This window comes from Terriglobales bacterium (assembly GCA_035561515.1).
Taxonomy (GTDB): Bacteria; Acidobacteriota; Terriglobia; order Terriglobales; family Acidobacteriaceae; genus DATMXP01.
This window is the reverse complement of sequence record DATMXP010000054.1, coordinates 23624-47691: the sequence shown is the minus strand read 5'-3', so window position 1 is coordinate 47691 and position 24068 is coordinate 23624. Positions and strand designations below refer to the sequence as shown.

Below are 24068 nucleotides of genomic sequence, written 5' to 3'. Positions count from 1 at the left end.
ACCGCGACCGTGCTTTGCGTTAAACTGCTCCGCTTGCAAAATCTTCACCGGAGCAGATCATGTTCATCCGCGTTGCCTCAGTCCTTCTGACACTCCTGGCATCTGCCGCGGCCCAAACCGTCCTGCACTGTGGCTCGGTTCTCGACGTCAAATCGGGGCAGTATCAGCGAAATGCCTACATCGCCGTGGACGGGGAGAAGATCGCCTCGGTCGGCGCCTCTGCCCCAAAGGGAGCCAGCGTCGTCGAACTTGGCAATCTCACCTGCCTTCCCGGGTTGATCGATGCGCACACCCACGTTCTACTTCAGGGCGACATCACGGCCGAAGATTATGACGTCCAACTCCTGAAGTGGTCGCAGGCGTATCGAACGATTCTGGGCACCGTGGCAGCACGGCGAGCGCTCGAGTACGGATTTACCACCATCCGGGACCTGGAAACCGAAGGTGCGATGTACGCGGACGTGGACATCAAAAAGGCCATCAATCAGGGTTTCATACCCGGCCCACGGATGCAGGTAGCGACGCGTTCGCTGAACGTAACCGGAGCGTATCCGCTCCTGGGCTACTCGCCCGATATCCAGGTTCCGCATGGAGTGCAGGTGGTGGATGGGCCGGATGAAGCCCGCAAGGCGGTTCGCGAGCAGATCAGCTACGGCGCTGACTGGATCAAGGTCTACTCCGACCGCAGCTACTTCCTGCGGCCGGATGGAGTGCTGGACGACGTTCCTACCTTCACTATGGAGGAACTCCGGGCCATCGTGGACGAAACCCATCGGCAACGCCGGAAGGTGTCTTCGCATGCATCGGCACTTCGAGGCGTTCATAACTCAGTTGAGGCGGGCGTGGACACCATTGAGCACGGGCAGTACATCGCGCCGGAGGACTTGAAGGCGATGGTGGCGAAGGGGATCTACTACGTGCCGACGCTGTACGTCGGAGAATATGTGGCGGAGGGCCGAGCGAAGGCAGGAGCGAAGGTGTGGCTCGACATGGTGAAGATCCATGCCGATACGTTCAAGCGAGCCCTCGATTCAGGTGTGAAGATCGCCTTCGGTACCGATGCCGGCGGCTTCGATTGGAAGATCAATCCGGCGATCGAGTTCCCGCTGATGGTGAAGTATGGCATGACGCCGCTACAGGCAATCCGCTCGGCAACGACGGTCGCTTCGGAATTGATGGGCATGCAGGATCAAGTAGGGACGATTGAAGCCGGAAAGTTGGCTGACATTGTTGCGGTCCCAGGTGATCCCCTGAACGACATCGCCGCACTGCAGAAGGTGAGCTTCGTCATGAAGGGTGGACAGGTATTCAAAAAGCCTTGAGGATGATTTCGAGTAGTCCACCGAAGTTAGCCATGAGAGGCCGAATCGGCGGATTTTCTGGGTTTTTCGTGACCTGTACACGAAATCGTGTGACTGTTATCACTGCCACTGTTCGCATCCGCCAGCCACGATGGCTTAGTGCCAAGTTCCGGCTCAGCTTCGGTTTTCGGAGGCGATGGTGGCTCCAGCGCCGCTTCGCTGCTGGAGTTTATCCGCCAGGCGGGCGTGTCACTTTCGGTGCCTGCGGGTGCGGTCCTCTTCCAGGAAAATGAGCCTTGCCGTGGAGCCTATTACGTCGATTCGGGTGAACTGGAACTGGCGATCTTCTCAGGCGACCGAAAGCTGCTGCTGGGAGTAGCCCACGCCGGACAGTTGATGGGCCTGCCTTCTGTCCTTGCAAACAGTCCGCACCAGCACACGGCGACGGCGATCAGCGACTGCCGAATCCTGCTGGTCGATTCTGAAACGATGCGGAATCACCTGCAAGCGCATGCGGAATCCTGCTTGTTCACGATCCAGCAGTTAGGAGCGGAATTGCTCGATTTGTCGGCGAACACAATCCTGCCGCTTCGGCTACAACCGAGATATCCCAAACATTAACTAGCGCTGTGCGACCGCGGAGAGATTGGATGCCGGAGCTTTCGTCCGCTTCATCCAGAGAATGCCGCCGGCAATCACCAGGCAGATGGAGATGAACTGCGTGCCGGTCATAGCGCCGCCGAACATCGATCCGCGCTCGGGATCATCGCGGACGAATTCGATGAAGTACCGCGCTACTCCGTAGAGAAACAGGTACGAGCCGATCACCTGGCCTTCGAACTTCTTGTTGCGGATCAGCAGCAGGAGGATGAAGAAGTTCAGGAGTTCAACCACGGACTCGATCAACTGCGTGGGCACCAGCGGGACGTTCAGTGGAGTTCCGCTGATCTGGTTCGCCAGTGCGTTCGTGAACGTCACCCCCCACCATGCATCCGTGTGCTTGCCGTAGCAGCACCCCGCGGAAAAGCAACCGATGCGGCCAATGGCGTGGCCGAGCGCCAGTCCGGGCGCGAAGGTATCGCATGTGCGAAGCACGGGCATGTTGTGCTTGCGGATGTAGTAGATGGCGGTTGCGATCGCGGCCAGCACGCCACCGTAGAACACTCCGCCCGCCTGCAGCATCGAGAGGCTGAAGATGTCTGCCGGGTGCTTCATGTACCAGTTGAAATCGTTGATGATCAGCAACACCTTGGCACCAACGATGGCAGCCAGCACCACCAGCACGCCGAGGTTCCAGGCGTAGTCGGGATTGAGGTTCTGCGACCTTGCGAGCTTGACCGTGACGATCAGCCCGGTAAGTACACCGAGTGCGACAAGAAGTCCGTAGGTTGGAGGAGCGAAATGTCCGATATGAAAGAGGGTTGGGTGCACGTTACGTTTCGGTTCTAGAACCGCCGGTTGGCCTGCATTTAGTGTAGCAGGAAAAGAAAAAGCCAACCCGCGTCGCCGTGAGATGGGCCGTCAATGAACCTAGCCCAGCTAGGTGGGGAGCCTCCGTGATCCATTAGGCATTTCCGTACTGGCGGAACCTTGCTCACCGGACCAATTTCGAGTCAGCTCCCCGAATCATTGACTAATGGTTCAAAAAAACGGTTGCCATCAGCACCAACGTTGCAGGTCGGCTTTGTGGTTCGATGCTCTCAGAAAGCTGCTGCCCACGCAAGTGGAAGCCGCGATTTTCTTGGAAACTGACGTGCTCTGGCGTTCCTTTTCAAGAGCGGTTCTTTTGTGTTAGATGAGGCAATCGGGTGGAAGTCGCAACAGAAAACCCCTTGCGCTTCGGCAAGGGGCTCCAGAAAAATGCGAGCTTATCCGACCTTGCGATTATCACTTAGTACTTCGTCCAGCGCGTCGGAAAGATTGTTGGTGCGCTTGGTCAGGTCGCCGGCGATAGCGTCATATTTGCGCTTCAGGATGTGGTACTCGTCCGCGATGTTCAGTGCGGCAAGCACGGCGAGACGCAATGCTTCGACCGTGGAGGTTTGCGAAGCGACGGCACGTATTCTCGAGTCCACGAATTCCGCCAGCTTGAAAATGTATTCCGGATCGGTTCCACGCAGGTTATATGCCTGGTCGTAGATTTCGACCCTCACGCTGCCGTTGCCGTTTGTCTGACTCAAAGCTCCTCCGTTGCGCCTTTCTCTATTGGCGAAGTGGCTGATTTGATTATCCCGCCGATTCCTCCGCCGTCAACTCATCAATTTGCTTCAGCATCTTTTCTACTCTGGTACGTACCTCTTCCCGTTCCTTGCGCAGGGCGACGACTTCGCCCTTCAAAGATTCGATCTCTTCCTCGCGCATCTCAAGCTGTTCGCGGACACGGGAGGCATCGCGTTCCGCGGCCGCCTTGGCGTCGCGCGCGGACTTGAGCAATTCGATGGTCTTATAGACCTTTTCTTCTAATGAGTGGAATTCGTCAGCAGAGATTTCGGGGGCAATCACGGCGTTTGAAGGCATTATTGAAATTATCCTGTTTCAGTCTTGAAGCGCAGTATAGCGCACCGATGCGCAACGGTTTTCCACAAAAACAACTTAAGCCGCTACGAATTGATCTGGTCCCACGCTTGCCAAAACGTCTTCATCTCTGCTGGTTGACCAAACGAAACACGCAGATAATCCAGCATCGGCGGGAACGGCCGTCCGACAATAATGTTTCTGGCGCGAAAGGCAGCATTCAAGTCCTTTGCAGGGCGCCCGGTCTTAACCATAGCAAAGTTGCAGCTCGACGGGATCACCGCCAGTTTCCTTGCCGCGGCCTGTGCCATGAACTCCGCTCGATCCGCGGCGTTCCGCTCGGCCGCAAACTTCATGGCTACATCGTCATCTAACGAAGCCATTCCAGCCGCAGCGGCGACAATGTTGATACTGATCGGCAGGCTATACTCCGAGAGCTTCTTTGCCGTGGCCGCGGACGAAACCGAATAGCCAAGCCGCATGCCCGCCATGCCGTAGATCTTCGAGAATGTCCGAAGCACGATGAAGCGGTCGCCGGCGCGATCGATGAAGGAGCGGTACCCTGGCATACCGTCGGCGAAGTGATGGTACGCCTCGTCCATCACCACGGTTACATGGGCCGGCAGCTTTCCGAAGAACGTCTCCAGATCGCCCGCAGGGGTAACACTCGCCGTGGGATTGTTGGGATTGCAGATGTAGACGACCGCGGTGTTGGCGTCCACGCGCTTCAGCATGGCATCCAGATCGTGAGCAAAACTGGACGATAGAGGTACTTTTCGGATTTCCGCCCGCAGCTCTGAAGCAAACTCGCCCATGGCCTCAAAGGTCGGGTCGGCGACTACGACATTCTTTCCCGTCCCAACTAGAGCCTGTGCCGAAAGCCGCATTGGTTCGGTGGAACCGCTGCCGATGACCACTTGCTCCGGCGAGATGCGATGATAGGCAGCGATCCGCTCCACCAACGGACCGTACAGCACAAAGGGGTACCGGTTCGCGCGACTGAGCGCATCCTGCATGGCGCTGACGGCCGATGGTAACGGCCCGTATGCGTTCTCATTGCTGCCGAGCTGGATGGCTCCGGCGAGAGGAAGCGTGCGCTGTGGCTCGGGCGAAGCGAAGATGCGCTGCGCCAGCGGCACCTGCAAAACTGCGGCCGAGCCCGCTCCGATTGCGAGCCGCGAAAGGAAATTGCGTCGAGTGAACCCCATCTCCCCACCTCCGATTGGCGGAATCCTACTCGCACCGCAAAGCGAAAGCCAGCAGTATGGGATTACTTACTTAGTTCGAAGTTGTCGCAGCAGAAGAGGTACCCTTCGCGCCCGTCGGCCAGCCGCACGCGAATAGCTTCGTAATCGTCGCCGAAGCGGATACGGAGTACCTTTACGTCGTTTGACGGGGTGAGCATGTCGACAACGCCATCCTCGCGCGAGTGGCGGCTCAGGGAGATATTGGGATCGTAAAGCCGGACGGGGCCGGTGATCCGGACGCGATACTGGCGGTCGTTGTTGATGTCAACGAGCAGCATGGCAATGGCAATCGCGGCCGCCGCGGCTACGATTGCCAGCACTCCCACCAGCATGTTGCGTCGCATGGCCGCCATCTTAGGCTCGCTGGGCTCCCCCAAGGGCATTCAGGGCCGTCACGATCTGAGCCGCCCACAACGCGACTTCCTCGTCGCGAAGGGTGCGATCGTTGGACTGGAACTCCGCCCGCAACAGCACAGAGTACTTCCCTGCCGGCACCGAGCCGCCACGGAAGACCTCCACCGGCCAGAACCTTGTGAGATCCGACAGGCGCAGCGCATCAACGGCGTTGCTGATCTTCTCGAACGTGACCGCATCGTCGAAGATGAACGAGAAATCACGATCCACGGCCGGGAAGTTCGACAGCTTGCGGTATGAGATATCTCGCAATGACTGCTGATACAAACGCTCCAGGTCGAACTCCGCCACGAAGATGTCCTGCTTCAGCTTGCGCTCGGCCGCGACCTTCGGATGAATCTGCCCGAATTGGCCGATGCGGCGACCGTCGATCACGACGCGCGCCGATCGGCCTGGGTGAAAGTACTCGGCGGCGGTCGCGTCAAAGTAGATATTGCTGTACTGGAAGGCCGACAGCATCGTTTCGATGTCGCCCTTCATGTCGAAGAACGTGTAGGGGCGAGACTTTTCGTGCACGTCGCCCGGGACGGCATTGCCGGTAGCGCCCATCGCAAGGCGACGGTACTGCTCAGCCTTCTCGCCAAGCTTTTCGTAGGCGTTGCCGAACTCGAAGACTCGGACGTCGGTGGTGCCGTAATTCAGGTTGCGAGCGAGCATGTCGAGCATGCTGGGCACGAGCGAGGTTCGCATTACGCTGGCTTCTTCGCTGAGTGGGTTTGCTACTTCGACGATGTCCATCGAAGCAAACGCCTTGGCCTCTTCGTGCGAGATGAAGCTTAGCGAGATCGCCTGGTCGTACCCCATCGCCAGCAGATCACGACGCATACGCGTCTCCTTGCGCTCATCCGGAAGTTCCTGAACGGCGCCAGAGAACGTAGGCAGCGTGTTCGGGAAGCGCTCGAAGCCGTAGATGCGCGCGACTTCTTCAATCAGATCGATTTCACGCTCTACGTCGAGACGCCAGGTTGGGACCTGGACGGTGAAGTCGGCGGGCGCTTCGGCAACGGCAGCGTGGGTGCCGCCACTGCCTGCGGTTGCGCCGCTCGTTTTGCTTACCACTGTTGAGCGGCCTGCTGTCACGCCGAAGCCGAGGTGGCGCAAGATGCGCTCAATCTCGGTGGCATCGATTTCCTGACCATCGCTGTTGCGGCCGAGAATGCGTGTGACTTCGGAACGGCGGAGCGAAAGCGTTGGGCGCTCGACCTTCCGGGCAACTACGTCGATCTGTCCGCCTTCGAGCGTTCCGCCTGCGCTTTCGAGAATCAGTTGCGCCACACGGTCGCAGGCCAGCGGAGTGCATCCCCAGTCGGCGCCGCGCTCGAAGCGATGCGACGCGTCGGTGTGCATGCCGAGGCGGCGCGATGTTCGGCGAATCGCTGCCGGATCGAACCACGCTGCTTCGATCAGGACGTTCTTTGTCTCTTCGGTAATCATCGTGTCGAAGCCGCCCATGACGCCGGCAATGGCAACGGCCTTTTTGGCATCAGCGATGACAAGATCGTCCTTCGTGAGTTTGCGTTCCACGCCGTCGAGGGTCTTTACCACTTCGCCGTCGTGCGCGCGGCGGACGATGATCTTCCCTTCCAGTTTGTCGAGATCAAACGCGTGAGTCGGATGCCCAAACTCCTGCAAGGCATAGTTCGTCGCATCGGCCACGTTGTTGATCGGACGCGAGCCAAGCAGCGTCAAACGGTCCGCCACCTTCTGCGGCGACGGTTTGATCGTCACGCCACGAACGATGCGCGACGTGTACCGCGCGCACAGGTCGGCATCGGCGATTTCGATCGTAAAGTTCGCCTTGCCCTTGCCGTCCGGCAACTGCGCCGTTGCTGATATCAGGTCGGCGTTATAGACCGCCGCGCAATCACGCGCCACGCCGTAGTGGTTCATCGCGTCCACGCGGTTCGGCGTGATGTCGATGTCGTAGACGGTCTGTCCGTTCTCCGAGGTGACTCCCTCGATGGAGATGCCGGCCATGGTCAGGTCATCGGCGAGTTTGGTGTCGTCCACCGGGATATTTACGAATTCACGAAGCCATGAAGGTAATAAGAGCATGAGTCCAGTCTTTAGTTCTTAATCTTGTTGCGCTTGATCCCGCGCAACGTAAGCCATAAACGAACGGCAAAATACACGCTGCCCAGTGTTCCCATCAGCAACTGCGTGTGTGGATCGGTTTTCGGCATGCCGAAGTGAAAACGTGCCAGCGGCTTTAGCCACCGCAGAGCCTGCAACGCATCCATGTGATACGCGAGCCAGTGCCAGGCCATGTAGCTCAGGAACAGGCACAGCAGCAGTGCCACTGAGTACAGCACCACGCGAAATTGCACCGCCCGAGTCATCGTGCCGCCCCTCCGGGGCTCTTCCTTTGTCCTGCTCTGCGACCCAGGGCTTCCGCCCTGGGCTGAAAACGCGTCACGCCGCTCCGCGGCTAAAAACAGATGTGCGGCACGGTTAAGCCGTGCCCTTTCAAAACCTCAGGCGAACTGCCGCAGGAACCGTACGTCTCCGTGGAAGAACAGTTGAATGTCATCCACGCCATATTTCATCGCCGCCAGCCGGTCGGCACCCATGCCGAAGGCGAAGCCGCTGACCTTGTCGGCATCGTATCCGACGTAGCCGTAAAGCGCCGGGTCGACCATGCCTGCGCCGAGCAGTTCGATCCATCCGCTCATCTTGCAGACGCGGCATCCCTTGGTGCAGAACGGGCATGTCACCAGCACCTCGGCGCTGGGTTCCGTGAACGGGAAGAACGACGGGCGCAGCTTCGTCTTCACCCTCGAGCCGAACAGCATCTTCATCGCGTGATCAAGCGTGCCCTTCAGGTCGCTGAAGGTGATGTTCGTGTCCACGGCGAGGCCTTCGATCTGGTGGAACATCGGCGAATGAGTCGCGTCGGGCGCGTCGTTGCGGTACACGCGGCCGGGGATCACAACCCGGATCGGCGGCTTATGCTTTTCCATGTAGCGGATCTGCACCGGCGACGTGTGCGTGCGCAATAACAGGCGGTCGCGCTGCTGCTTCCGCTCCTGCCCGGCGATGAAGATCGTATCCTGCATGTCGCGCGCCGGATGGTTCAGCGGGAAGTTCAACGACTCGAAGTTGTAGTAGTCGCTTTCGATCTCCGGTCCTTCGGCGACCGAGTAGCCCATCGCCTTAAAGACGCCGACGATCTCGTCCATGACGAGGGTGATGGGGTGCGTTGCACCGATCTGACGGCGCGTGCCGGGAAGCGTGACGTCGACCTTCTCCGCGAGCAATCGTTTTTCGCTGGTGGCGCCAGAGAGCGATTCCTTCGTCTCCTCGACGACGGCTTCCACCTTCTGCTTGACCTGGTTCACGCGCTGACCCACGTCGCGCTTCTGCGGACCGGGTGCGGCCTTAAGCCAGCCGTCGTTGATCTGCGTAAGCACGCCGTTCTTGCGCGCCATCCAGCGGTTGCGGAACTCCTGCCACTGGGCGTCGTCGGCGACGGATTTGGATTCCTGCTCGAGCGCCGCAAGCATATCGGCTACAGCGCGATCGAGTTCGTCGGATGAGTACGTTTCGAGTTTGGGGACTGTATAAGGCATGTCGTTGGTCGTTAGTCGTTGGTTGTTAGCCAAGCGTCGCAACTTAAGGGTAAATGAGCGAACGACTAAGGACTAACAGCTAACGAACTGTTTTTCTAAACAACAAGGCCGGAGGGTTCTGCCTCCGGCCTTCGCTGACTATGAATGAATTGCACCCCGGGAGTGAATCCCGGGACTAAAGTTGCCTTACGCCAGCGCGGCCTTGGCCTGTTTGGCGAGGGCTGTAAAGCCCGCGGCATCGTTCACGGCGAGGTCGGCGAGGATCTTGCGGTCAAGTTCCACACCAGCCTTCTTCAATCCGTTGACGAACTGGCTGTAGCTCAAACCGTTCTCGTTGGCGGCGGCGCCAATGCGCACGATCCACAAGGACCGGTACTGGCGCTTCTTCTGCCGACGGCCGGCATAAGCGAATTTCAACGCACGCTCAACCGACTCTTTTGCTGAGCGATACAGTTTTGACTTTGTCAGGAAATAACCGCTTGCGCGGTCTAATATCTTTTTGCGCTTGGCGCGCCGTTTGGTTCCACGTTTTACGCGGGGCATTTCAATTCTCCTTTTTCAATTCATTTCTGCGGCTGGAGGCAGGAGATCGTGAGATCGATTACCTCTTCACTCGCGTTTGGTCGTTGGTCCTAAGTCGTTGGCCGTTAGCAAACCAACCTGATTTAGCACGTTCGACCTTCCCGGAAGTCAATTCCGGAACTACCACGTCTAGTAGGGGATCATCCGCTTCACCTTTGCGGTGTCGGCTTTATCCATCATGGTGTCCTTGTCGAGCTGGCGTTTCCGCTTGCTGTTCTTGGACGTTAAGATATGGCGCGCGAACGCGTGACCGCGTTTCACTTTGCCAGTACCCGTCTTCTTGAAGCGCTTGGCAGCGCCGGAGTGCGTCTTTAGCTTCGGCATAATTCCTTTTAGGACCGGGGACAGAACTTCCCCCGATCGGGTCCCTTCATCTCGCATTGTGGCGAGGTTTACTTGCACCCGCAGTGCGCGGGCGCAGTGCGGGGATAACTCTACTGGCTCGGAGCGGCCGGACCTTGCGATCCGCCACCACTGGCCTGCTGTTGCGGCTTCGGCGGCTTCGGTGCCGGGGCCGCTTTCGGCGGCGCCAGGATAGCGTGAAGCGTGTTGCCTTCCTGCCGTGGCATGTGCTCGACAATGACTTTGTCGCCCAGTTCCTGGATCAACTTCGACAGTAATTGTCTTCCAAGGCCTTGGCGGGTCATTTCGCGTCCGCGGAAAAAGATGGTCGCCTTAACTTTGTCGCCTTCGCCCAGGAATCGCAGCACGTGATTCTTCTTGGTCTCGTAGTCGTGATCGTCCACATTGATGCGGAACTTCACTTCCTTGACCGTGATCACCTTCTGGTTCTTCTTGGCCTCGCGTTCCCTCTTTTCCTGCTGGTAGAGGTACTTGCCGAAGTCAAGAATGCGGCAAACCGGCGGCTGGGCGGTTGGTGAAACTTCCACCAGATCCATGTTCTTTGATTTGGCGATCCTGAGCGCGTCCTGCGGTGCCATGACGCCGAGCTGATTTCCCTCGTCGTCGATTACGCGAATTTCGCGGACCCGAATGCGCTCATTGGTGCGAATGAACCTTTTGTCGATACAGAGCCTCCAAAACTCACAAGAGCTTAAGAATTATAGCATTAGGCAGAGTAGGACGGGAACTTGCTGGTATCAATCGGCAACGGCGAATGCAGGCACATCCGCTGAACCAAAAACCGCTTCACCACTGATGCCGCCGATGCGCGCAGAAACCCACTGATTCGCCCCATGACGCCCTTCCAGCCACAGCTTTTGGTAGTTATCGGTCAGGCATTCAGTCCGCGTTCCGTCGAAATTTGTCAGCGTAATGGCTTCCAGCGTGTGCCCAATGAACTGTTCCTGGAATTGCCTTTTCTTCTCGGCCGCCAATTCCCGCAACAGGCGGTTCCGCTCTTTCATCACCTGCGGATGCACCTGGTTTGGCATGGCTGCCGCCGGCGTCCCCGGACGCGCCGAGAACGTAAACACATGCAGATACGTCATCGGCAACGAGGCAATGAATTGGCGTGTTTCCTCGAAGTCCGCGTCGGACTCGCCGGGGAACCCGACCATCACGTCGGCTCCGATGGCGGCTGTCGGCATGGCGGCACGGATTTTGCGAATCTTTTCCTCGTAATGCCACGGCCGATACTTGCGGTGCATCAGGCGCAGGATACGGTCACTGCCGCTCTGCATCGGCACATGAGCATGCTTCGCGATCCTGGGGCTCGTGGCGCACAGTTCGATCAGCTCATCGGTCCAGTCCATCGGCTCAACGGAACTGATCCGGAGCTTCTCCAGCGGGGTTTCGTCCAGGATCCGTCTCACCAAGGACGCGAACTTCGCGGGCTTGAGAAGATCTCTCCCCCAGCGTCCCAAGTTGATACCGGAAATGACGATCTCACGGTAGCCGCGCGAAACCAGCGTGTTAACTTCGCCGATAACGACAGACTCGGGCAGCGAACGGTTGCGTCCCCGGACACTCGGAATAATGCAGAAGGAACAGCGATTGTTACATCCGTCCTGAACTTTGAGGTTAGGCCGGGTTTTCTCGGAGGCGGTGTCGGCCTCGAAGACCGGTGCGGCCATCAGTTCGGTATGGGCAAAGATGTCGCCCACCAGCACTTCTGCCTGACCCAGCGAGGTTACCGGCACAAACTGCTGCGTGCTAACGCCGCAGGCTACCTCGCCGATCTGGTGCTTGTGCGAGTTTCCCACGACCCAGCTAACGCCGGTGATATTCGCCAATTCTTCGGGGGCGCGCTGGGCATAACAGCCTGTAACCAAAATTTTACAATCGGGATTCTGGCGGTGAATTCGGCGTATGGAATTGCGAACATCCTGGTCCGCCGAGGCGGTCACGGTGCATGTATTCAGTACGACAAATTGCGCCTCCTGCGCGTTTTCGGCGCGTTGGAGGCCTTTTTCGATAAACTGGTGTTCAATAGCCGCGCCGTCCGCCTGCGTAGCACGACACCCAAAATTTTCAACGTAGAACCGCGACATGACTTCGGTTATTATAGCCGTCAGCGGTGAGGATTCTCTTCGTCACTTCGAGATCGTTGCGGTACTAAGTCCGAAACCAACTACTCAGCCCGTTGGTGCATCCAACGGTTCACGTTTGGAAACGATTCATTGCTCGACCCGATCCCCTGGAGGTCACTTATGAAACGTCGCATTCTGTTGGTTGATGACGAGCTTGCGATACTGCTAACTCTTAGAGCCATTCTCGAAATGAACGGATTCGAAGTCGAGACGGCCGCGTCCGCTCGCGAGGCCGAGGGCAAGTTAGGCGAAGGCAGTTACCACATGGTCATCACCGACATGCGAATGGAAACCGAAACAGCCGGCTACGATGTGATCCGGGCCGCCAAGCAGCAGGAATACAATCCGGCGGTCGCGATTCTGACGGCATACCCGTCGCTGGGCAGCGATTGGAAGAGCCGCGGCGCGGAGTCCATGCTGGTGAAACCGATGAATGCCAACGACCTGCTCCGGCAGATCGAAGCTCTGCTCATCACCCACGAAGATCACAAGCGCAAGCTCGAAACCCGCAATACACCCGTCAAGGCGGCCACCGCGTCCAAGGACACGCAGGCCGGTCGCGCTCGCCGCGTCAGCTAGCCGAAGGCGGCTTTCGACCGCCTTCCCAACCATCCCTAAGCTCCTGTACATTGCAAGACATCGCTCTTATCCCGCCATACCCCAAAAACCGCGGAAAACACCCCTTCCAGCCAGAGCCGTAAGTAACATTTGCCAGCGCCAAAAATTGTCATATCATGGCCGGAAGTGCAGGTATTTTCGGGAGAATCCTGTGGACCAGTCGGCTGCGGCAGAAAAAGAGCAGGCACTAAGGCGTAGCGATCGAATCCGTTATGCGTTCCGGATCCAAATCGCCGGAACCGATTCGGCGGGACATCCGTACGACACCGAGGCGCTCACCGACGTCGTAACGCGTGACGGCGGCCTGCTGGCTACCTCGCAGTCGCTGAAGAACGGATCACAGTTGACGATTTCCCGCGCCGACAAACAAGTGACGGCGCGCGTCGTCGCGCAGGTGGGGGTTCGCGGAGAAGACTACCTCTACGGTTTCCATTTCCTGCCACCTGCAGCTTCCGATTTCTGGGACATTAACTTTCCCGATCCGCAGGCGACCCCGCAGGTAGGCCGAACCGTGCTGCAGTGCTCACGCTGTTCGCGCCAGGAACTGCTGCACCTCGGCGAAGTCGATCTGATGGTTTACGAGCAGACCCGCACGGTTCCGCATGAATGCGAAGTGTGCAAGCAGGAAACGCTCTGGCAGAAGCCAGTCCTGCTCGGCGACAACGGACTGGTGACCGGCAGCGAGTCGTACCTGAGCCCGCTCAGCGCGCCGGAGCGCAAAGCTCGTAAGGTAAACGACCGAAAGCATCCGCGGGTCGCACTCAAGAACATAAAGGCATGCCTCAAGCGGCAAGGCTATGATGACGATGTCGTAGACGTCCTCGACATGTCACGTGGTGGCATCCGTTTCCTGAGCCTGGTGGACTACCCCCCCGACACACAGATAACGGTGGCGGTACCTTATATGAGCGATGGCGCCAACGTATTCCTGCCGGCCAAGATTGCCCGCGTGCGTTGCCGTCCGACGCTCGACATTCCCGGAGAGTTCGGGCTTCAGTACAAGCCTCGATAGTTTCGAGAGCTTTCGTCCCGCCAAATACGCCAGGTGCATGGACTGTCGTGATTACCCATCGTCCGATTTTCTCCGTCCCGCGCGCATTTTGAAGTAACATCCGTTTCAACGAAGGCGAACATGGACAAGAGCATTCAGGCGGCGGAGCCCGAGGACCGCATCGAAGTTTTGCAGCGCGAACTTGAGGGACTGGAGGGCCGCGATTTTGAGATTTGGGCGATCGGTGCGCTGATCGGTTTGGCCGGGGCTGCCGCCCTGGTGGCTGCAGTCAATCCTCAACTGGCGCTCGATTTCCGGTCGATTGTGAAATCGAAAAACTCTCCGGAACTCGTGCTTGGGCTGTTTGCGTTGATCCTGCTGCTAAACGCCTATCTCTATTACGAGCGCAGGGTGATCCGGGCGAATCGCCGCGAGTTGTTGCGGCAATTGATTATCGTGGAGCGCAGCGCGCAACTGGATCCGCTGACGGGGGCTTTCAATCGCCGATGCCTCGACCGGTTAATGGTGAAGGAAATCAGCCGCGCCCAACGCAAGAGCACGCCGCTTACAGTGCTGATGGTAGACGTCGACAACTTTAAGGACTTCAATTCCCGGTTCGGGCACCTGGTCGGCGACAACGTCCTACACCAAGTGGCGGAAGTACTGGGAAGTTCAGTGCGCGCTTCGGATACCGTGATCCGCTTCGGCGGTGATGAATTTGTGATCCTGCTGGGTGACACGTCGGTGGCACAGGCCGACGTCGTCGTGCACCGCATCCACGAGTACCTCGGGGCCTGGAGCCGGAAAGACAAACAGAAAGAGAAGCACTCGTACGAAGTGACGGTCACGTGTGGCATGTCTGAACTGGCTCCCGGGCGTACGGCCACCGACCTGCTGCGGATAGCGGACGAAGACATGCTCGCCAGGAAAAAACCTCGGGCTGACGAGACTACTTTCTCAACAGCGCATTGACCTCAGGAAATGGGATCGCATACTCGCTGATCAGGTCATAACTGCCGCCGGTCTTTATCTGCTCAACCAGCCGTCGCATCAATCCCATGGCGGTGCGGTATCCTCCCGACCCGATACTCACGCGGCGCACACCTGCTTCCTCCAATTCCGCGATTGACGGCACGCCGGGGAAAGCCAGGATATTGAGAGGTCCAGGACTTTCGCGCAGAAAGAGACGGATCTCGTCGAGATCTTTCAAGCCGGGGATGAAGATGCAATCGGCGCCCGCTTCACGGAAGGCGTTGGCACGGCGAATGGTTTCCTTCATGCGCGTGGCCGGCTGTGCGCCCTTCCACCAGTACGCGTCGGTACGGGCGTTCAGGACGAGAGGAACGCCGGTGTCTTCGGACGCCTGCCGAACCGCCTTGATCTTTTCGAGCTCAAGATCAAGATCGACGAGACGGGATTCGTCGTTGAGGCTGTCTTCCAGATTCAGGCCGACGGCGCCGGCGCGGATGATCTCTTCCGCCGTGTCGTACATCTGGAGGGCGGTGTCTGCGTATCCGGCCTCCATGTCGGCGCTGACCGGAACGCTCACCGCAGCGGCGATACGGGCGACCATCGAGAGCATTTCGTCCCGACTGATGATTTGGCTGTCGGGATAGCCGAACAGGTTGGCGATACCGGCACTCGTGGTGGCGATCGCCGGGAACCCGGCGGCTTCGACGATGCGGGCACTGGTGACGTCCCAGGCATTCGGAAACACGACTGCATGGGGTCCGTGGTGCAGGCGGCGGAGAGCTTCGGCTTTGCGGGCGAGGGGCTGGAGGTCGGCTTTCGTCACAGTGTGTTTAGACGGTCGCGTCCTTCTGGCCGATACAAAAGATGGTTTGGGTGGGGCTAGATCACGGGACGGGGTGTTGCAAGCGGTTCCTTCCCGCGTGGTTAACAAATAGAATAGACGGCGTATGTCCACCACTGAAACGCTTCGTCCCATAGCCCCTGCTTCGCGCCTGGATAATGTCCGCTATGCCATTCGAGACCTGGCCGTACTGGCCGATGAGGTGGCAAAGACCGGCAAGAAAATCCTGCCATTGAATATTGGCGATCCTTTGAAGTTCGATTTCGCGACGCCTCCGCACATGGTGGAGGCTGTCTACAAGGCGATGCGCGACGGCAAGAATGGCTACTCGCCTTCGTCGGGCACGGCCGAAGCTGTCGCGGCAATCAGGGGTGAGGCTGATCGCAAGGGCATCCGCAATGTGCTGGATGTGTTCGTGACCAGCGGCGTGAGCGAGTGCGTTGACATCTGCTTTGCGGCTCTGCTGAACAAGGGCGAATCGGTGTTGACGCCCAGCCCGGAGTATCCACTGTACTCGGCGGTGCTAGCGAAATTGGAGATGCCGCTGACGCCGTACGACCTCGACGAAGAGAACGGCTGGGCTCCGGACATGGAAGACCTGGAGCGGAAGATCACGCCGAAGACACGCGCGATCGTGGTCATCAATCCCAATAATCCGACTGGTGCGCTCTACAGCCGCGACACGCTGATGAAGATCGTGGACTTGGCACGGCGTCACAACCTGGTGATCTTCGCGGATGAGATTTACGACAAGCTGTTGATGGGCGAGAAACCGCTGGTTCCGCTGGCCTCGTTGGCAAGTGACGTGACAATGGTGACGTTTGGCGGACTGTCGAAGTCCTACCTGGCCCCGGGATGGCGGATTGGCTGGGGAATCATAAGCGGCGATCCAGTGGCCTCGAAGGATTACGTGGAGGGCATCAACAAGCTGCTGCGGTCGAGATTGTGCGCGAGCCATCCGATGCAGTGCGCGATCAAGCCAGCGCTGGAAGGTCCACAGGACCACTTGAAGGAAGTGCAGGCGAAACTGAAAGGACGCCGCGACATCACGATGGAGTGGGTGAATTCGAATCCACGCGTGTCGTGTGTAGCGCCAGAGGGAGCCTTCTATGCGTTCCCGAAGATCAATATCCCGGAAGACGACCTCGACTTCGTAAAAAAGCTGCTGTGGGAGAAGGCCGTGCTGGTGGTGCATGGTAGCGGCTTTGGCCAGAAGCCCGGGACAAAACATTTCCGGTCGGTGTTCCTGCCGCAGGATGACGTGCTGCGGCAGGCGTATAACGCCATCTCGGAGTTTATGGCGGAGCACTACAGGTAATCAGGCGGGACGGCGATGTTCGATATCCATTGTCACGTCATTCCTGAAGTCGATGACGGCGCACGCAACTGGGAGATCGCTCTCCAGATGTGCGCCATGGCGTGGCAGGATGGGATCGAACATATCGTCGCGACGCCGCACGCGAACGACGAGTACATCTACGATCGGCGATACCTCGAAGAAACCCTGGATCTTCTGCGCCGGAAATGTGGCGGGCAGCCGGCCCTCTCGCTCGGATGTGACTTCCACTTCAGCTTTGAGAACATCCAGGATGCCCTGACGCACCCCGGCCGATACACAATCGGCGATACGCCGTACATCCTGATCGAGTTCAGCGACTTTTCTCTTCCGCCGTCGATCGACGGGCAACTTGCGCAGATGATGAACATGGGTTTTCGGCCAATCCTTACGCATCCGGAGAGGAACCCGATCCTGCAAAAGACGCCGGATCGCGTGCTCGAATGGGCGAGGGCAGGATGCGTTGTACAGGTGACGGCCAACTCGCTTACCGGCCGATGGGGCAAGCAGGCCGAGGCGCTAGCACGATGGCTTATCGATCAGAATGCCGTGCACGTAGTCGCCACCGACGCGCACAGCACCAATTCAAGGCCGCCAATTCTCTCGGAAGCGCGCGAGCAGGTGCGCAAGATGGCCGGAGACATGGTGGCGGAGGCGCTGGTGAGGGACAATCCCCGAGCTATCGTGAAAGGCGAACTACTGCCCTACCTTCCTGAAGTCTAACTTCCAAAATCAAAACCCCGCATTCGGCGGGGTTCTGAACTGAGTTCTAACGAATTGACCGGGTTACCGGATGGCCGTGACTGCCGGCTGAAGTGCACTCTCCGGAGAAGAGATTTTCTCTCCGCCGCCCGGCTGATACGGACTGGTGGCGGCCGTTTCGGGATTCAGGACCTTGCTGTGGTCGGGTCCGAGTCCCAGCTTGATGAGTGCGCGGGAATCGGGCAAGACCTTGGTCTGCCAGCCATTGTCGCCCTGATAACGGCGGCAAGCTTCCTGTGTCCGGGCATCCCAGGCACCGGTGGGTTCGCCGGAAAGGTACTTCTCGCGGATGAGCGCTTCCTGGATCTCCCGGGCGCGCTCGGAACTCATGGCCTGTTGTCCGCGGCTCTTCCAGGACTTCTTCGCAGTTCTCCTGCTCTTCTTGTGTGACTTCGAGTGCGAAGTGGCCTTGGATTTGGTGGTGGCGGTCTTCTTGACGGTGGTGTGCGAACTGGTCTTCTTGGTGGTTGTACCGAATGCCGAACTGGTGATCGCCAGCGTGGCGATCAGGATGAGCCCGAGTTGTAGTGAAAAATGGCGTACGAATCGCAAACAACACCTCAGCCGGAAGGGATCCAGCTATAGTTCTGGATGCTTGTCCGGGTTTATACGTTTGCTATCAATGTAAGTGCCTGATTTTACAGGAACAGGCACCAGCGTGGAAAGCATTAGACCGCTGGTGCCTGCCTTTGACCAGATTACGGAAGGGTTCCGCCCAAGAAGGCGGTCCCGCTGGACCGTCCGGGGGGGCGGACCAGGAATACGACGTCCTGACCAGATTTGTACCCGGAGACGATCCGGTTGAAATCGGCCTGAGTATTGACCGCCTGCTTGTTCACCTCAAGGATGATCATGCCGCGGGCCAGACCCACGTCGTCGGCGAACGATCCCGGCTTCACGCTCGTGACCACAACTCCTTTGTTATTCGGGAGTTGCAGCCGCTCAGCGATATCCGGCGAGACGTTGTCAACGGAGACTCCGAGTTTTGATTCCTCGGGCTCGGAGGTTTCCGGTGTCTCATCCTCAAGACCCAATTGGCTGCCGAATAGCTTGGTGCGGCTGCCCACGGTAACCGTGGTTTCCGCCGGTTTGCCGTTTCGGATATAGCCGACTTTGATCTTGGAACCGGGTTTACGGCCGGAAATATCCGCCACGAGTTCGTCGCCCGATGTGATCTTCTTCCCTTCGATGGTGGTGATAGTGTCGCCAACCTGGAGACCCGCCTGGGCCGCCGGGCTGTCTTTCACTACGTCACTCAGCGTCACACCTGCACCGCCGCCATAGACACGCGCCACGGCCGGGTTCGGTGTCGCCTGGAAAGTCACGCCAATGGAGCCGCGGGTGACCTTGTGGTCGGGACCGATCAACTGCTTGTAGACGTCGGCCACCAGGTTCGACGGCAGGGCAAAACCCACGCCTTCGTAACCCTGGCCGCCGGTAATGATCGCCGTGTTGATGCCGATCACCTCGCCGGCCATGTTGACGAGCGGTCCACCCGAGTTGCCGGGGTTAATGGCTGCGTCGGTCTGGATAAACGACTGGAACTGGCGCTGCGGAACGATATTCGAGCGTCCCTTGGCCGAGATGATACCGGCCGTCACAGTGCTCTCCAGTGAAAACGGGCTGCCAATCGCAAGCACCCAGTCGCCAACGCCCACGCCGTCCGAGTTGCCGAGTTTGGCGACCGGAAGCGGCTTATTGACGTCGATCTTGATGACGGCGAGATCCGTCTCTTCATCCACACCGATGACCTTCGCGTCGTGTCCGGGGTCTCCTTGGGATTCGCCCTGAAGCTTCACGCGAATGCGATCAGCTTTGTTCACGACGTGACGATTGGTGATGATGTATCCCTTGGAGTCCACGATCACACCGGAACCCAGCGAGCGCTGGCGCAGTCCTTCCGGAGAAGCGCCGGGGCCCTGGCCGCCGAAGAAGCGGTCAAAGAAATCCTGGAAAGGATTCTCTTCATCGCCCTGATCGTCGCCCGGCGGATTGTCGGGTGTAATGCGGCCATGCGGCGAACGGCGTCGGGTGGACGGCTTGATGGTGGATTCAGTGTTGATGTTTACAACAGCAGGTTCTAATTGTTTGGCAATTTGCGAGAACGTCGTTGAAAGTTGCTTTGGCTCCGGGATGGTCAGCGGGGTCGCATCGGCTGAGATGTTTTTGTCTTGTCCGCGAACACCGTAGGAAATAACCGTGCCGATAAGGATGCCGACTGCGAGCGTAATCAGCATCAACAGCGCGGAACCCGGACGATGGGCTTTGACCTTCTCCCAGAAAGCGCTTACGCGCTCATTCATAGTTTGTTCCTCCACTTACTAGAACAGAGATTTGGATAAAAACTGCAGGATTCAGGCCGCCAGATGAATTCGCAGTCAAAGTGTGGGAAGTCCCCTACCACTTAGACGCAATAAATATCCGTTTCGTTTCTGCAATCGCTCTCAAGTCCCTAATGTTTGGACGGAATCGCCGTCTCAAAGTTGCGGTCAGGCTCGAGAGCGCTCCCACGAAGCTCCGAGACAAGGATACCGCCGAGGATGAGGATTGCGCCAACCGTACCCCTCACACCAAGGCGCTCGCCCAACAGTACATACGACGTCAGCGCGGCAAAAACGGGTTCCAGCGCGAAGATCAGAGCCGTGTGAGTAGGCGGAGTGAACTGCTGGGCCCATGCCTGAATCGTAAAAGCAAGGGCGGTACACACCAGCCCAGTGAACAAAACGGCAAATACCACCTGGTTGGTCCAGGCGAGGCGCGGAGCTTCCACGGGAATGATGAACGTGGTCAGCACCGCGGCCGTCGCTACCTGCATGACCGAAATCTGCTGGAACGGGTGCCGCTGGGTCATGTATCCGGTGGTGAAAATGTGAAACGCAAATGAAACTGCACAGGCAAAAGTAAGCAAATCCCCACGATTAATAGACGCCAGCGAGAAGTATTCGTTAGCGGGGATCGTCATCAGGTAAAGGCCGAAAAAAGCACAGACTACGCCCAGCAATGTCCAGCGGTTCGGAACGCGGCGGCCGCTGACGGCAACGATGATCGGCACGAGAACGACAGAGAGTCCGGTGATGAACGCAGATTTGCTGGGCGTGGTGAGATGAAGCCCGGTGGTCTGGAAGGCGTACCCGAGCCAGAGGAAAACGCCGACAAGAAGCCCTCCCAGTGCGGCCGGACGCGTCATGCTCTTCAGCGGCTTATGAAGGATGATGATGAGCGCGATGAGCGCGACGGTCATCCGCAGGGCGTTAAAGACCAGCGGCGAAACCTGCGCGAGCGCTTCCTTGATGACGACAAACGTCGCTCCCCACGCAAACGTGATGAAGACGAGAAGAAGATGTGCCTTGAGCGAACGGGACACGGAAGTAGGGTAGCAGACGGCTGAGAGCATCCGCAGCGACGACAATATCGGCCTGACAATCGCGCGCGTTTAGCGTTTAATGCTGCGGAGCTGTTCCGACGACAGGAGACCTCTTCATGCGGACTACTTCGCTTCGTGCTTTCATTCACACGGTTGTCATTATCCTCTCTGCCGTATTTGCGTGCGCTCAACAGAAACCAGCCAGCGCGACCACCGCCCTTCCGAAGGTCTCCATAAGTGGCTCGGAACTGCATTCAATGAAGTCGGCGAACACGGGTCGCGACTACGACATTTACATTCGCGTGCCGAGTGAGGCCGCCAAACATCCGGAGAAGAAGTATCCCGTGGTGTATATCCTCGATGGCCAATGGGACTTCAAGCTGATGGATTCGGTGCTGGGCGGGTTGGTGTATGACAAGTTCGTGCCGGAGATGATGCTGGTGGCGATTACGTATTCGGGCGAGAACGCGGACTATAACCGTCTGCGCGCGATGGACTATACGACCGCAGCGCGAAGCGACCTGAAGGGTTCCGGAGATGCGCCGAAGTTTTTCGCCTTCCTGAAATCCGAACTCATCCCCTATATCGAAGCGAATTACCCGGCCGATGCAAAGAAACGTGTTTTGATGGGAAGCTCCTTCGGCGGACTCTTCACGCTCTATTCGCTCTTCAATGAGCCAACTTTATTCTGGGCATACTTGTCGGCGAGTCCGGCTGTCACCTATGTCTCCAATTCTTCCTTCAAGCAAGAGGCCGAATACGCGGCGAAACACACTGATCTGCCAGCGCGCGTTTACATCGCAGTCGGAGAAAAAGAGGACTTGGCGGGTCCCGTGAAGGAATTCGTCAAAGCCGTTTCCGCACGCAACTACAAAGGGCTAACCATGAATTCGGTGGTCGTCACTGGCGAAGGGCACGCCAGCAACAAGCCGGAAGCGTATAACCGCGGCCTGCGCTTTCTGTTTACGGGGAAATGATCAGTTCGTAATCACGATTGCCAGCAGCACGCCGCTGCTCGCAACGACAACCAGCAGCGTAACGATCACACCCACGGCGAAGAACGACAGTACATCGAATTCGCTACGCAACGTTTCGGCGAGCCGCGAAAAGCCTGCTACTTCCGAAACGGCCATGACTGGCAGCAGAAGCAATCCGAGCAGTCGGGCGTAGGCAAATGCCGGATACATCAGAAGCGACACGGCAACCGGTACGAGCGAAAGCGCCGGGGCTATGACCATGGGAGCCCCCCAGACGAGGGCGTCCTCACGCCGCCTCCACATGGGTTTTTCGTCCACCCTACTTGGATGTCTTTTCTTCGGCGTTGAACACCGTCTTTCCGGCGACCACCGTTCGCAATACTTTCGTTTTGAGTATCTCCTCGGGCGCGACCTTGGTCAGATCGCGGTCGAGGACTACAAAATCAGCCAGCATGCCGGCTTGAATAAGTCCTTTGTCCCGTTCGGCGAACTCGGCATAAGCCGCTCCGGTTGTGTATGCGGCAATCGCCTGCTCGATCGTCAGCTTTTGTTCGGGATAGTACGTCTTCGTTCCAGCTTCGTTCTTACGAGTGACCGCTGCGTACACGCCGCGGAAGGGAGTGATCGGCTCCACGGGATAGTCGGTGCCGAAGGCGAGCATGACCTTGTTCTTCACGTAGTCAGCCCAGGGATACGAGACCTTCGCCCGGGCAGGACCGATGCGCTCCTCCGCCCAGTTCATGTCAGTGAGCAGGTGATTCGGCTGCACTGAGGCAATCACGCCCAGCTGTTCGTAACGCGGCACCTGTTCGGCGGTCACCACCTGGTCGTGCTCGATCCGGAGGCGGAAGTCGTCGGTGCGTTGCGTGGTGTTGGGATGGCGGAGCTGGTTCTCGCGAATGGCAGTTGTGGCGTCTTCAAACGCCTCCAGCGCCATCTCGACGCCATTGTCACCAATAGCATGGAAACCTATTTGGAACCCAGCCGCGACGCGCTCGCGCGTCATGCGATTGAGTTTCTCCTGATCGAACTGGGGAAGCCCGGTGTTGTGCGGGTCGTCACTGTAAGGCGCAAGCAGCGCGGCCGTACGCGAGCCGAGCGATCCGTCCATGTAGCCCTTCAGCATTCCGGTGTGAAGGTGCGGGTCGGTCTGCGGATGTCGGGCGCGATGCTGCTGAAGTGTCTCGACAGAATCGTTGAAATTAAGCCACTCGGTGACGCGGATGGGAAGCACGCCGTCGCTCTGCATGTCCTCCATGACGAGAAAGTCGTCCCACGAGGAGTTGTCCTGCACGGACGTGATGCCATGACGCACGGCGTCGGCAAAAGCGAGTTCGAGGCCGCGACGGCGTTGTTCTGCCGTCGGATGCGGAATTTTCGAAGTGACGAGGTCCTGCGCGCTTTCGCGCAAAATGCCGGTGGCTTCGCCGTTCGAGTCGCGGTCGATCGTGCCGCCGGATGGAGCCTTGGTGTCCTTCCCGACCCCGGCGGCTTTTAGTGCGGCAGAGTTGGCAACAGCAATGTGCCCATCGACTCTCACAAAGTAGGCAGGGTGTCCGGCGGTCACAGCGTCGAGATCCTGACGCGAAGGAAGCGTCTTGCCGGTCCAGGCAGTGTGGTCCCATCCCCGCCCAAGGATCCATTCGCCCGGAGAAGCGGTCTTCACCCTTGCGGCGATACGCGATTTCATTTCATCGAGCGACTTCACCCCGACAAGATCGACGTTCAGCTTTTCGAATCCACCGTTAGCGAGATGGAGATGAGCGTCATTGAAACCCGGCATGACGAATTGGCCCCGAAGGTCGACCGAGTGCGTCTTTTTGGCTGCGTATTTGCGGACCTCCTCGTTGGTTCCAATGGAGAGAATGCGGCCGTTCTTCACGGCGATGGCCTGCACACGCGGTTTCGCCGGAGGCTTCGCGCCTGGCATATAAGGCAGGACGGCGCCGGTGTACACGTCGCCGTTAAGGAAGATAATGTCGGCGGGTTCACTGTTCTGGGCCACTACTTGCATGGAAGTCATGAGCAGAAAAACAACGACGATAATTTTCATGGCAAACGTATGCGGACTGCGCGGGTCAGTTTATT

Annotated in this window: 26 protein-coding genes and 1 other RNA gene; 8 read left to right on the top strand and 19 right to left on the bottom strand. The window is 58.3% G+C overall.

Translation table 11 applies throughout. The annotated features are described in order from the left end of the window. The first annotated feature begins 59 nt into the window (after nucleotides 1-59). Together VN577_23405 and VN577_23400 are read left to right on the top strand one after the other, a co-directional pair. Nucleotides 60-1322: an amidohydrolase family protein gene (locus VN577_23405; GenBank protein HWR17796.1), complete on the top strand. Its 1263-nt coding sequence runs from the start codon at nucleotides 60-62 to the stop codon at nucleotides 1320-1322. A 138-nt stretch (nucleotides 1323-1460) separates the two neighbouring features. After that, nucleotides 1461-1922, top strand: coding sequence for a cyclic nucleotide-binding domain-containing protein (locus tag VN577_23400; GenBank protein HWR17795.1), 462 nt, complete (start codon nucleotides 1461-1463; stop codon nucleotides 1920-1922). On the opposite strand, the gene lgt is transcribed toward VN577_23400, so the two are convergent. The 13 genes from lgt to mtaB all read right to left on the bottom strand — a co-directional run bounded on the left by lgt (nucleotide 1923) and on the right by mtaB (nucleotide 12080). Continuing rightward, nucleotides 1923-2732 carry a prolipoprotein diacylglyceryl transferase gene (lgt, locus tag VN577_23395; protein ID HWR17794.1) on the bottom strand — a complete coding sequence of 270 codons (810 nt, stop codon included), beginning with the start codon at nucleotides 2730-2732 and terminating at the stop codon, nucleotides 1923-1925. It abuts the gene before it with no gap. A 60-nt stretch (nucleotides 2733-2792) separates the two neighbouring features. After that, a non-coding RNA gene (gene ssrS / locus VN577_23390) (6S RNA) lies at nucleotides 2793-2984 on the bottom strand. A gap of 185 nt (nucleotides 2985-3169) precedes the next feature. After that, nucleotides 3170-3481 (bottom strand): cell division protein ZapA, encoded by a 312-nt coding sequence (locus VN577_23385; protein HWR17793.1) that lies wholly within the window; start codon nucleotides 3479-3481, stop codon nucleotides 3170-3172. Nucleotides 3482-3527: 46 nt separating this feature from the next. Then, the gene (locus VN577_23380; protein HWR17792.1) at nucleotides 3528-3818 is read right to left on the bottom strand and encodes a hypothetical protein; all 291 of its coding nucleotides are present in this window, start codon (nucleotides 3816-3818) and stop codon (nucleotides 3528-3530) included. Nucleotides 3819-3901: 83 nt separating this feature from the next. Next, a complete protein-coding gene (locus VN577_23375; GenBank protein HWR17791.1) occupies nucleotides 3902-5023 on the bottom strand; it encodes an aminotransferase class I/II-fold pyridoxal phosphate-dependent enzyme in 1122 nt (373 codons plus the stop codon). A gap of 62 nt (nucleotides 5024-5085) precedes the next feature. After that, the gene (locus tag VN577_23370) at nucleotides 5086-5415 is read right to left on the bottom strand and encodes a hypothetical protein (GenBank protein ID HWR17790.1); all 330 of its coding nucleotides are present in this window, start codon (nucleotides 5413-5415) and stop codon (nucleotides 5086-5088) included. A gap of 1 nt (nucleotide 5416) precedes the next feature. Beyond that, a complete protein-coding gene (locus tag VN577_23365) occupies nucleotides 5417-7531 on the bottom strand; it encodes a phenylalanine--tRNA ligase subunit beta (protein ID HWR17789.1) in 2115 nt (704 codons plus the stop codon). An 11-nt stretch (nucleotides 7532-7542) separates the two neighbouring features. Then, nucleotides 7543-7815 (bottom strand): hypothetical protein, encoded by a 273-nt coding sequence (locus VN577_23360; protein ID HWR17788.1) that lies wholly within the window; start codon nucleotides 7813-7815, stop codon nucleotides 7543-7545. 135 nt (nucleotides 7816-7950) lie between these two features. Then, nucleotides 7951-9045, bottom strand: coding sequence for a phenylalanine--tRNA ligase subunit alpha (gene pheS / locus VN577_23355; protein HWR17787.1), 1095 nt, complete (start codon nucleotides 9043-9045; stop codon nucleotides 7951-7953). A 186-nt stretch (nucleotides 9046-9231) separates the two neighbouring features. Next, nucleotides 9232-9588: a 50S ribosomal protein L20 gene (gene rplT, locus VN577_23350; GenBank protein HWR17786.1), complete on the bottom strand. Its 357-nt coding sequence runs from the start codon at nucleotides 9586-9588 to the stop codon at nucleotides 9232-9234. Nucleotides 9589-9756: 168 nt separating this feature from the next. Continuing rightward, a complete protein-coding gene (gene rpmI, locus VN577_23345) occupies nucleotides 9757-9951 on the bottom strand; it encodes a 50S ribosomal protein L35 (GenBank protein HWR17785.1) in 195 nt (64 codons plus the stop codon). Nucleotides 9952-10061: 110 nt separating this feature from the next. Further along, nucleotides 10062-10640, bottom strand: coding sequence for a translation initiation factor IF-3 (gene infC / locus VN577_23340; GenBank protein HWR17784.1), 579 nt, complete (start codon nucleotides 10638-10640; stop codon nucleotides 10062-10064). Between the two features lie 87 nt (nucleotides 10641-10727). After that, nucleotides 10728-12080, bottom strand: coding sequence for a tRNA (N(6)-L-threonylcarbamoyladenosine(37)-C(2))-methylthiotransferase MtaB (gene mtaB, locus VN577_23335; GenBank protein HWR17783.1), 1353 nt, complete (start codon nucleotides 12078-12080; stop codon nucleotides 10728-10730). Nucleotides 12081-12239: 159 nt separating this feature from the next. Between mtaB and VN577_23330 the strand changes: the two genes are divergently transcribed. The 3 genes from VN577_23330 (at nucleotide 12240) to VN577_23320 (ending at nucleotide 14700) form a co-directional block, all read left to right on the top strand. Further along, the gene (locus tag VN577_23330; GenBank protein ID HWR17782.1) at nucleotides 12240-12698 is read left to right on the top strand and encodes a response regulator; all 459 of its coding nucleotides are present in this window, start codon (nucleotides 12240-12242) and stop codon (nucleotides 12696-12698) included. 190 nt (nucleotides 12699-12888) lie between these two features. After that, nucleotides 12889-13749, top strand: coding sequence for a PilZ domain-containing protein (locus VN577_23325; protein HWR17781.1), 861 nt, complete (start codon nucleotides 12889-12891; stop codon nucleotides 13747-13749). 120 nt (nucleotides 13750-13869) lie between these two features. Continuing rightward, on the top strand, nucleotides 13870-14700 hold the full coding sequence (locus VN577_23320) for a GGDEF domain-containing protein (protein ID HWR17780.1): 831 nt from the start codon (nucleotides 13870-13872) through the stop codon (nucleotides 14698-14700). Here VN577_23320 and VN577_23315 read toward each other — a convergent pair. Further along, nucleotides 14678-15523 (bottom strand): isocitrate lyase/phosphoenolpyruvate mutase family protein, encoded by an 846-nt coding sequence (locus tag VN577_23315; protein HWR17779.1) that lies wholly within the window; start codon nucleotides 15521-15523, stop codon nucleotides 14678-14680. The genes VN577_23320 and VN577_23315 overlap by 23 nt on opposite strands. Nucleotides 15524-15647: 124 nt before the next feature. On the opposite strand from VN577_23315, the gene VN577_23310 reads away from it, so the two are divergent. Further along, nucleotides 15648-16859: an aminotransferase class I/II-fold pyridoxal phosphate-dependent enzyme gene (locus VN577_23310; protein ID HWR17778.1), complete on the top strand. Its 1212-nt coding sequence runs from the start codon at nucleotides 15648-15650 to the stop codon at nucleotides 16857-16859. 15 nt (nucleotides 16860-16874) lie between these two features. After that, complete coding sequence (locus VN577_23305) at nucleotides 16875-17600, top strand: CpsB/CapC family capsule biosynthesis tyrosine phosphatase (GenBank protein ID HWR17777.1); 726 nt, start codon at nucleotides 16875-16877, stop codon at nucleotides 17598-17600. A 63-nt stretch (nucleotides 17601-17663) separates the two neighbouring features. On the opposite strand, the gene VN577_23300 is transcribed toward VN577_23305, so the two are convergent. From VN577_23300 to VN577_23290, 3 genes are all read right to left on the bottom strand, one after another. Next, complete coding sequence (locus VN577_23300; GenBank protein ID HWR17776.1) at nucleotides 17664-18191, bottom strand: peptidoglycan-binding domain-containing protein; 528 nt, start codon at nucleotides 18189-18191, stop codon at nucleotides 17664-17666. A 146-nt stretch (nucleotides 18192-18337) separates the two neighbouring features. Continuing rightward, nucleotides 18338-19942 (bottom strand): Do family serine endopeptidase, encoded by a 1605-nt coding sequence (locus tag VN577_23295; protein ID HWR17775.1) that lies wholly within the window; start codon nucleotides 19940-19942, stop codon nucleotides 18338-18340. Between the two features lie 149 nt (nucleotides 19943-20091). Continuing rightward, nucleotides 20092-21003 carry a DMT family transporter gene (locus VN577_23290; protein HWR17774.1) on the bottom strand — a complete coding sequence of 304 codons (912 nt, stop codon included), beginning with the start codon at nucleotides 21001-21003 and terminating at the stop codon, nucleotides 20092-20094. A gap of 116 nt (nucleotides 21004-21119) precedes the next feature. Here VN577_23290 and VN577_23285 point away from each other — a divergent pair, with 116 nt between their 5' ends. Beyond that, a complete protein-coding gene (locus tag VN577_23285) occupies nucleotides 21120-21980 on the top strand; it encodes an alpha/beta hydrolase-fold protein (protein ID HWR17773.1) in 861 nt (286 codons plus the stop codon). Here VN577_23285 and VN577_23280 read toward each other — a convergent pair whose 3' ends face one another. Further along, nucleotides 21981-22241, bottom strand: coding sequence for a hypothetical protein (locus VN577_23280; protein ID HWR17772.1), 261 nt, complete (start codon nucleotides 22239-22241; stop codon nucleotides 21981-21983). It lies immediately after the preceding gene. A 58-nt stretch (nucleotides 22242-22299) separates the two neighbouring features. Then, nucleotides 22300-24033 (bottom strand): amidohydrolase family protein, encoded by a 1734-nt coding sequence (locus VN577_23275; protein ID HWR17771.1) that lies wholly within the window; start codon nucleotides 24031-24033, stop codon nucleotides 22300-22302. Nucleotides 24034-24068 lie beyond the last annotated feature (35 nt).

Excerpts from the sequence above, each read along its gene's own strand:
- VN577_23405 (HWR17796.1), top strand. The coding sequence starts at position 60 with ATGTTCATCCGCGTTGCCTCAGTCCTTCTGACACTCCTGGCATCTGCC.
- VN577_23380 (HWR17792.1), bottom strand. The coding sequence starts at position 3,818 with ATGCCTTCAAACGCCGTGATTGCCCCCGAAATCTCTGCTGACGAATTC.
- VN577_23375 (HWR17791.1), bottom strand. The coding sequence starts at position 5,023 with ATGGGGTTCACTCGACGCAATTTCCTTTCGCGGCTCGCAATCGGAGCG.
- VN577_23370 (HWR17790.1), bottom strand. The coding sequence starts at position 5,415 with ATGGCGGCCATGCGACGCAACATGCTGGTGGGAGTGCTGGCAATCGTA.
- VN577_23365 (HWR17789.1), bottom strand. The coding sequence starts at position 7,531 with ATGCTCTTATTACCTTCATGGCTTCGTGAATTCGTAAATATCCCGGTG.
- VN577_23360 (HWR17788.1), bottom strand. The coding sequence starts at position 7,815 with ATGACTCGGGCGGTGCAATTTCGCGTGGTGCTGTACTCAGTGGCACTG.
- pheS (HWR17787.1), bottom strand. The coding sequence starts at position 9,045 with ATGCCTTATACAGTCCCCAAACTCGAAACGTACTCATCCGACGAACTC.
- rplT (HWR17786.1), bottom strand. The coding sequence starts at position 9,588 with ATGCCCCGCGTAAAACGTGGAACCAAACGGCGCGCCAAGCGCAAAAAG.
- rpmI (HWR17785.1), bottom strand. The coding sequence starts at position 9,951 with ATGCCGAAGCTAAAGACGCACTCCGGCGCTGCCAAGCGCTTCAAGAAG.
- mtaB (HWR17783.1), bottom strand. The coding sequence starts at position 12,080 with ATGTCGCGGTTCTACGTTGAAAATTTTGGGTGTCGTGCTACGCAGGCG.
- VN577_23330 (HWR17782.1), top strand. The coding sequence starts at position 12,240 with ATGAAACGTCGCATTCTGTTGGTTGATGACGAGCTTGCGATACTGCTA.
- VN577_23320 (HWR17780.1), top strand. The coding sequence starts at position 13,870 with ATGGACAAGAGCATTCAGGCGGCGGAGCCCGAGGACCGCATCGAAGTT.
- VN577_23310 (HWR17778.1), top strand. The coding sequence starts at position 15,648 with ATGTCCACCACTGAAACGCTTCGTCCCATAGCCCCTGCTTCGCGCCTG.
- VN577_23305 (HWR17777.1), top strand. The coding sequence starts at position 16,875 with ATGTTCGATATCCATTGTCACGTCATTCCTGAAGTCGATGACGGCGCA.
- VN577_23295 (HWR17775.1), bottom strand. The coding sequence starts at position 19,942 with ATGAATGAGCGCGTAAGCGCTTTCTGGGAGAAGGTCAAAGCCCATCGT.
- VN577_23285 (HWR17773.1), top strand. The coding sequence starts at position 21,120 with ATGCGGACTACTTCGCTTCGTGCTTTCATTCACACGGTTGTCATTATC.
- VN577_23280 (HWR17772.1), bottom strand. The coding sequence starts at position 22,241 with ATGGTCATAGCCCCGGCGCTTTCGCTCGTACCGGTTGCCGTGTCGCTT.
- VN577_23275 (HWR17771.1), bottom strand. The coding sequence starts at position 24,033 with ATGAAAATTATCGTCGTTGTTTTTCTGCTCATGACTTCCATGCAAGTA.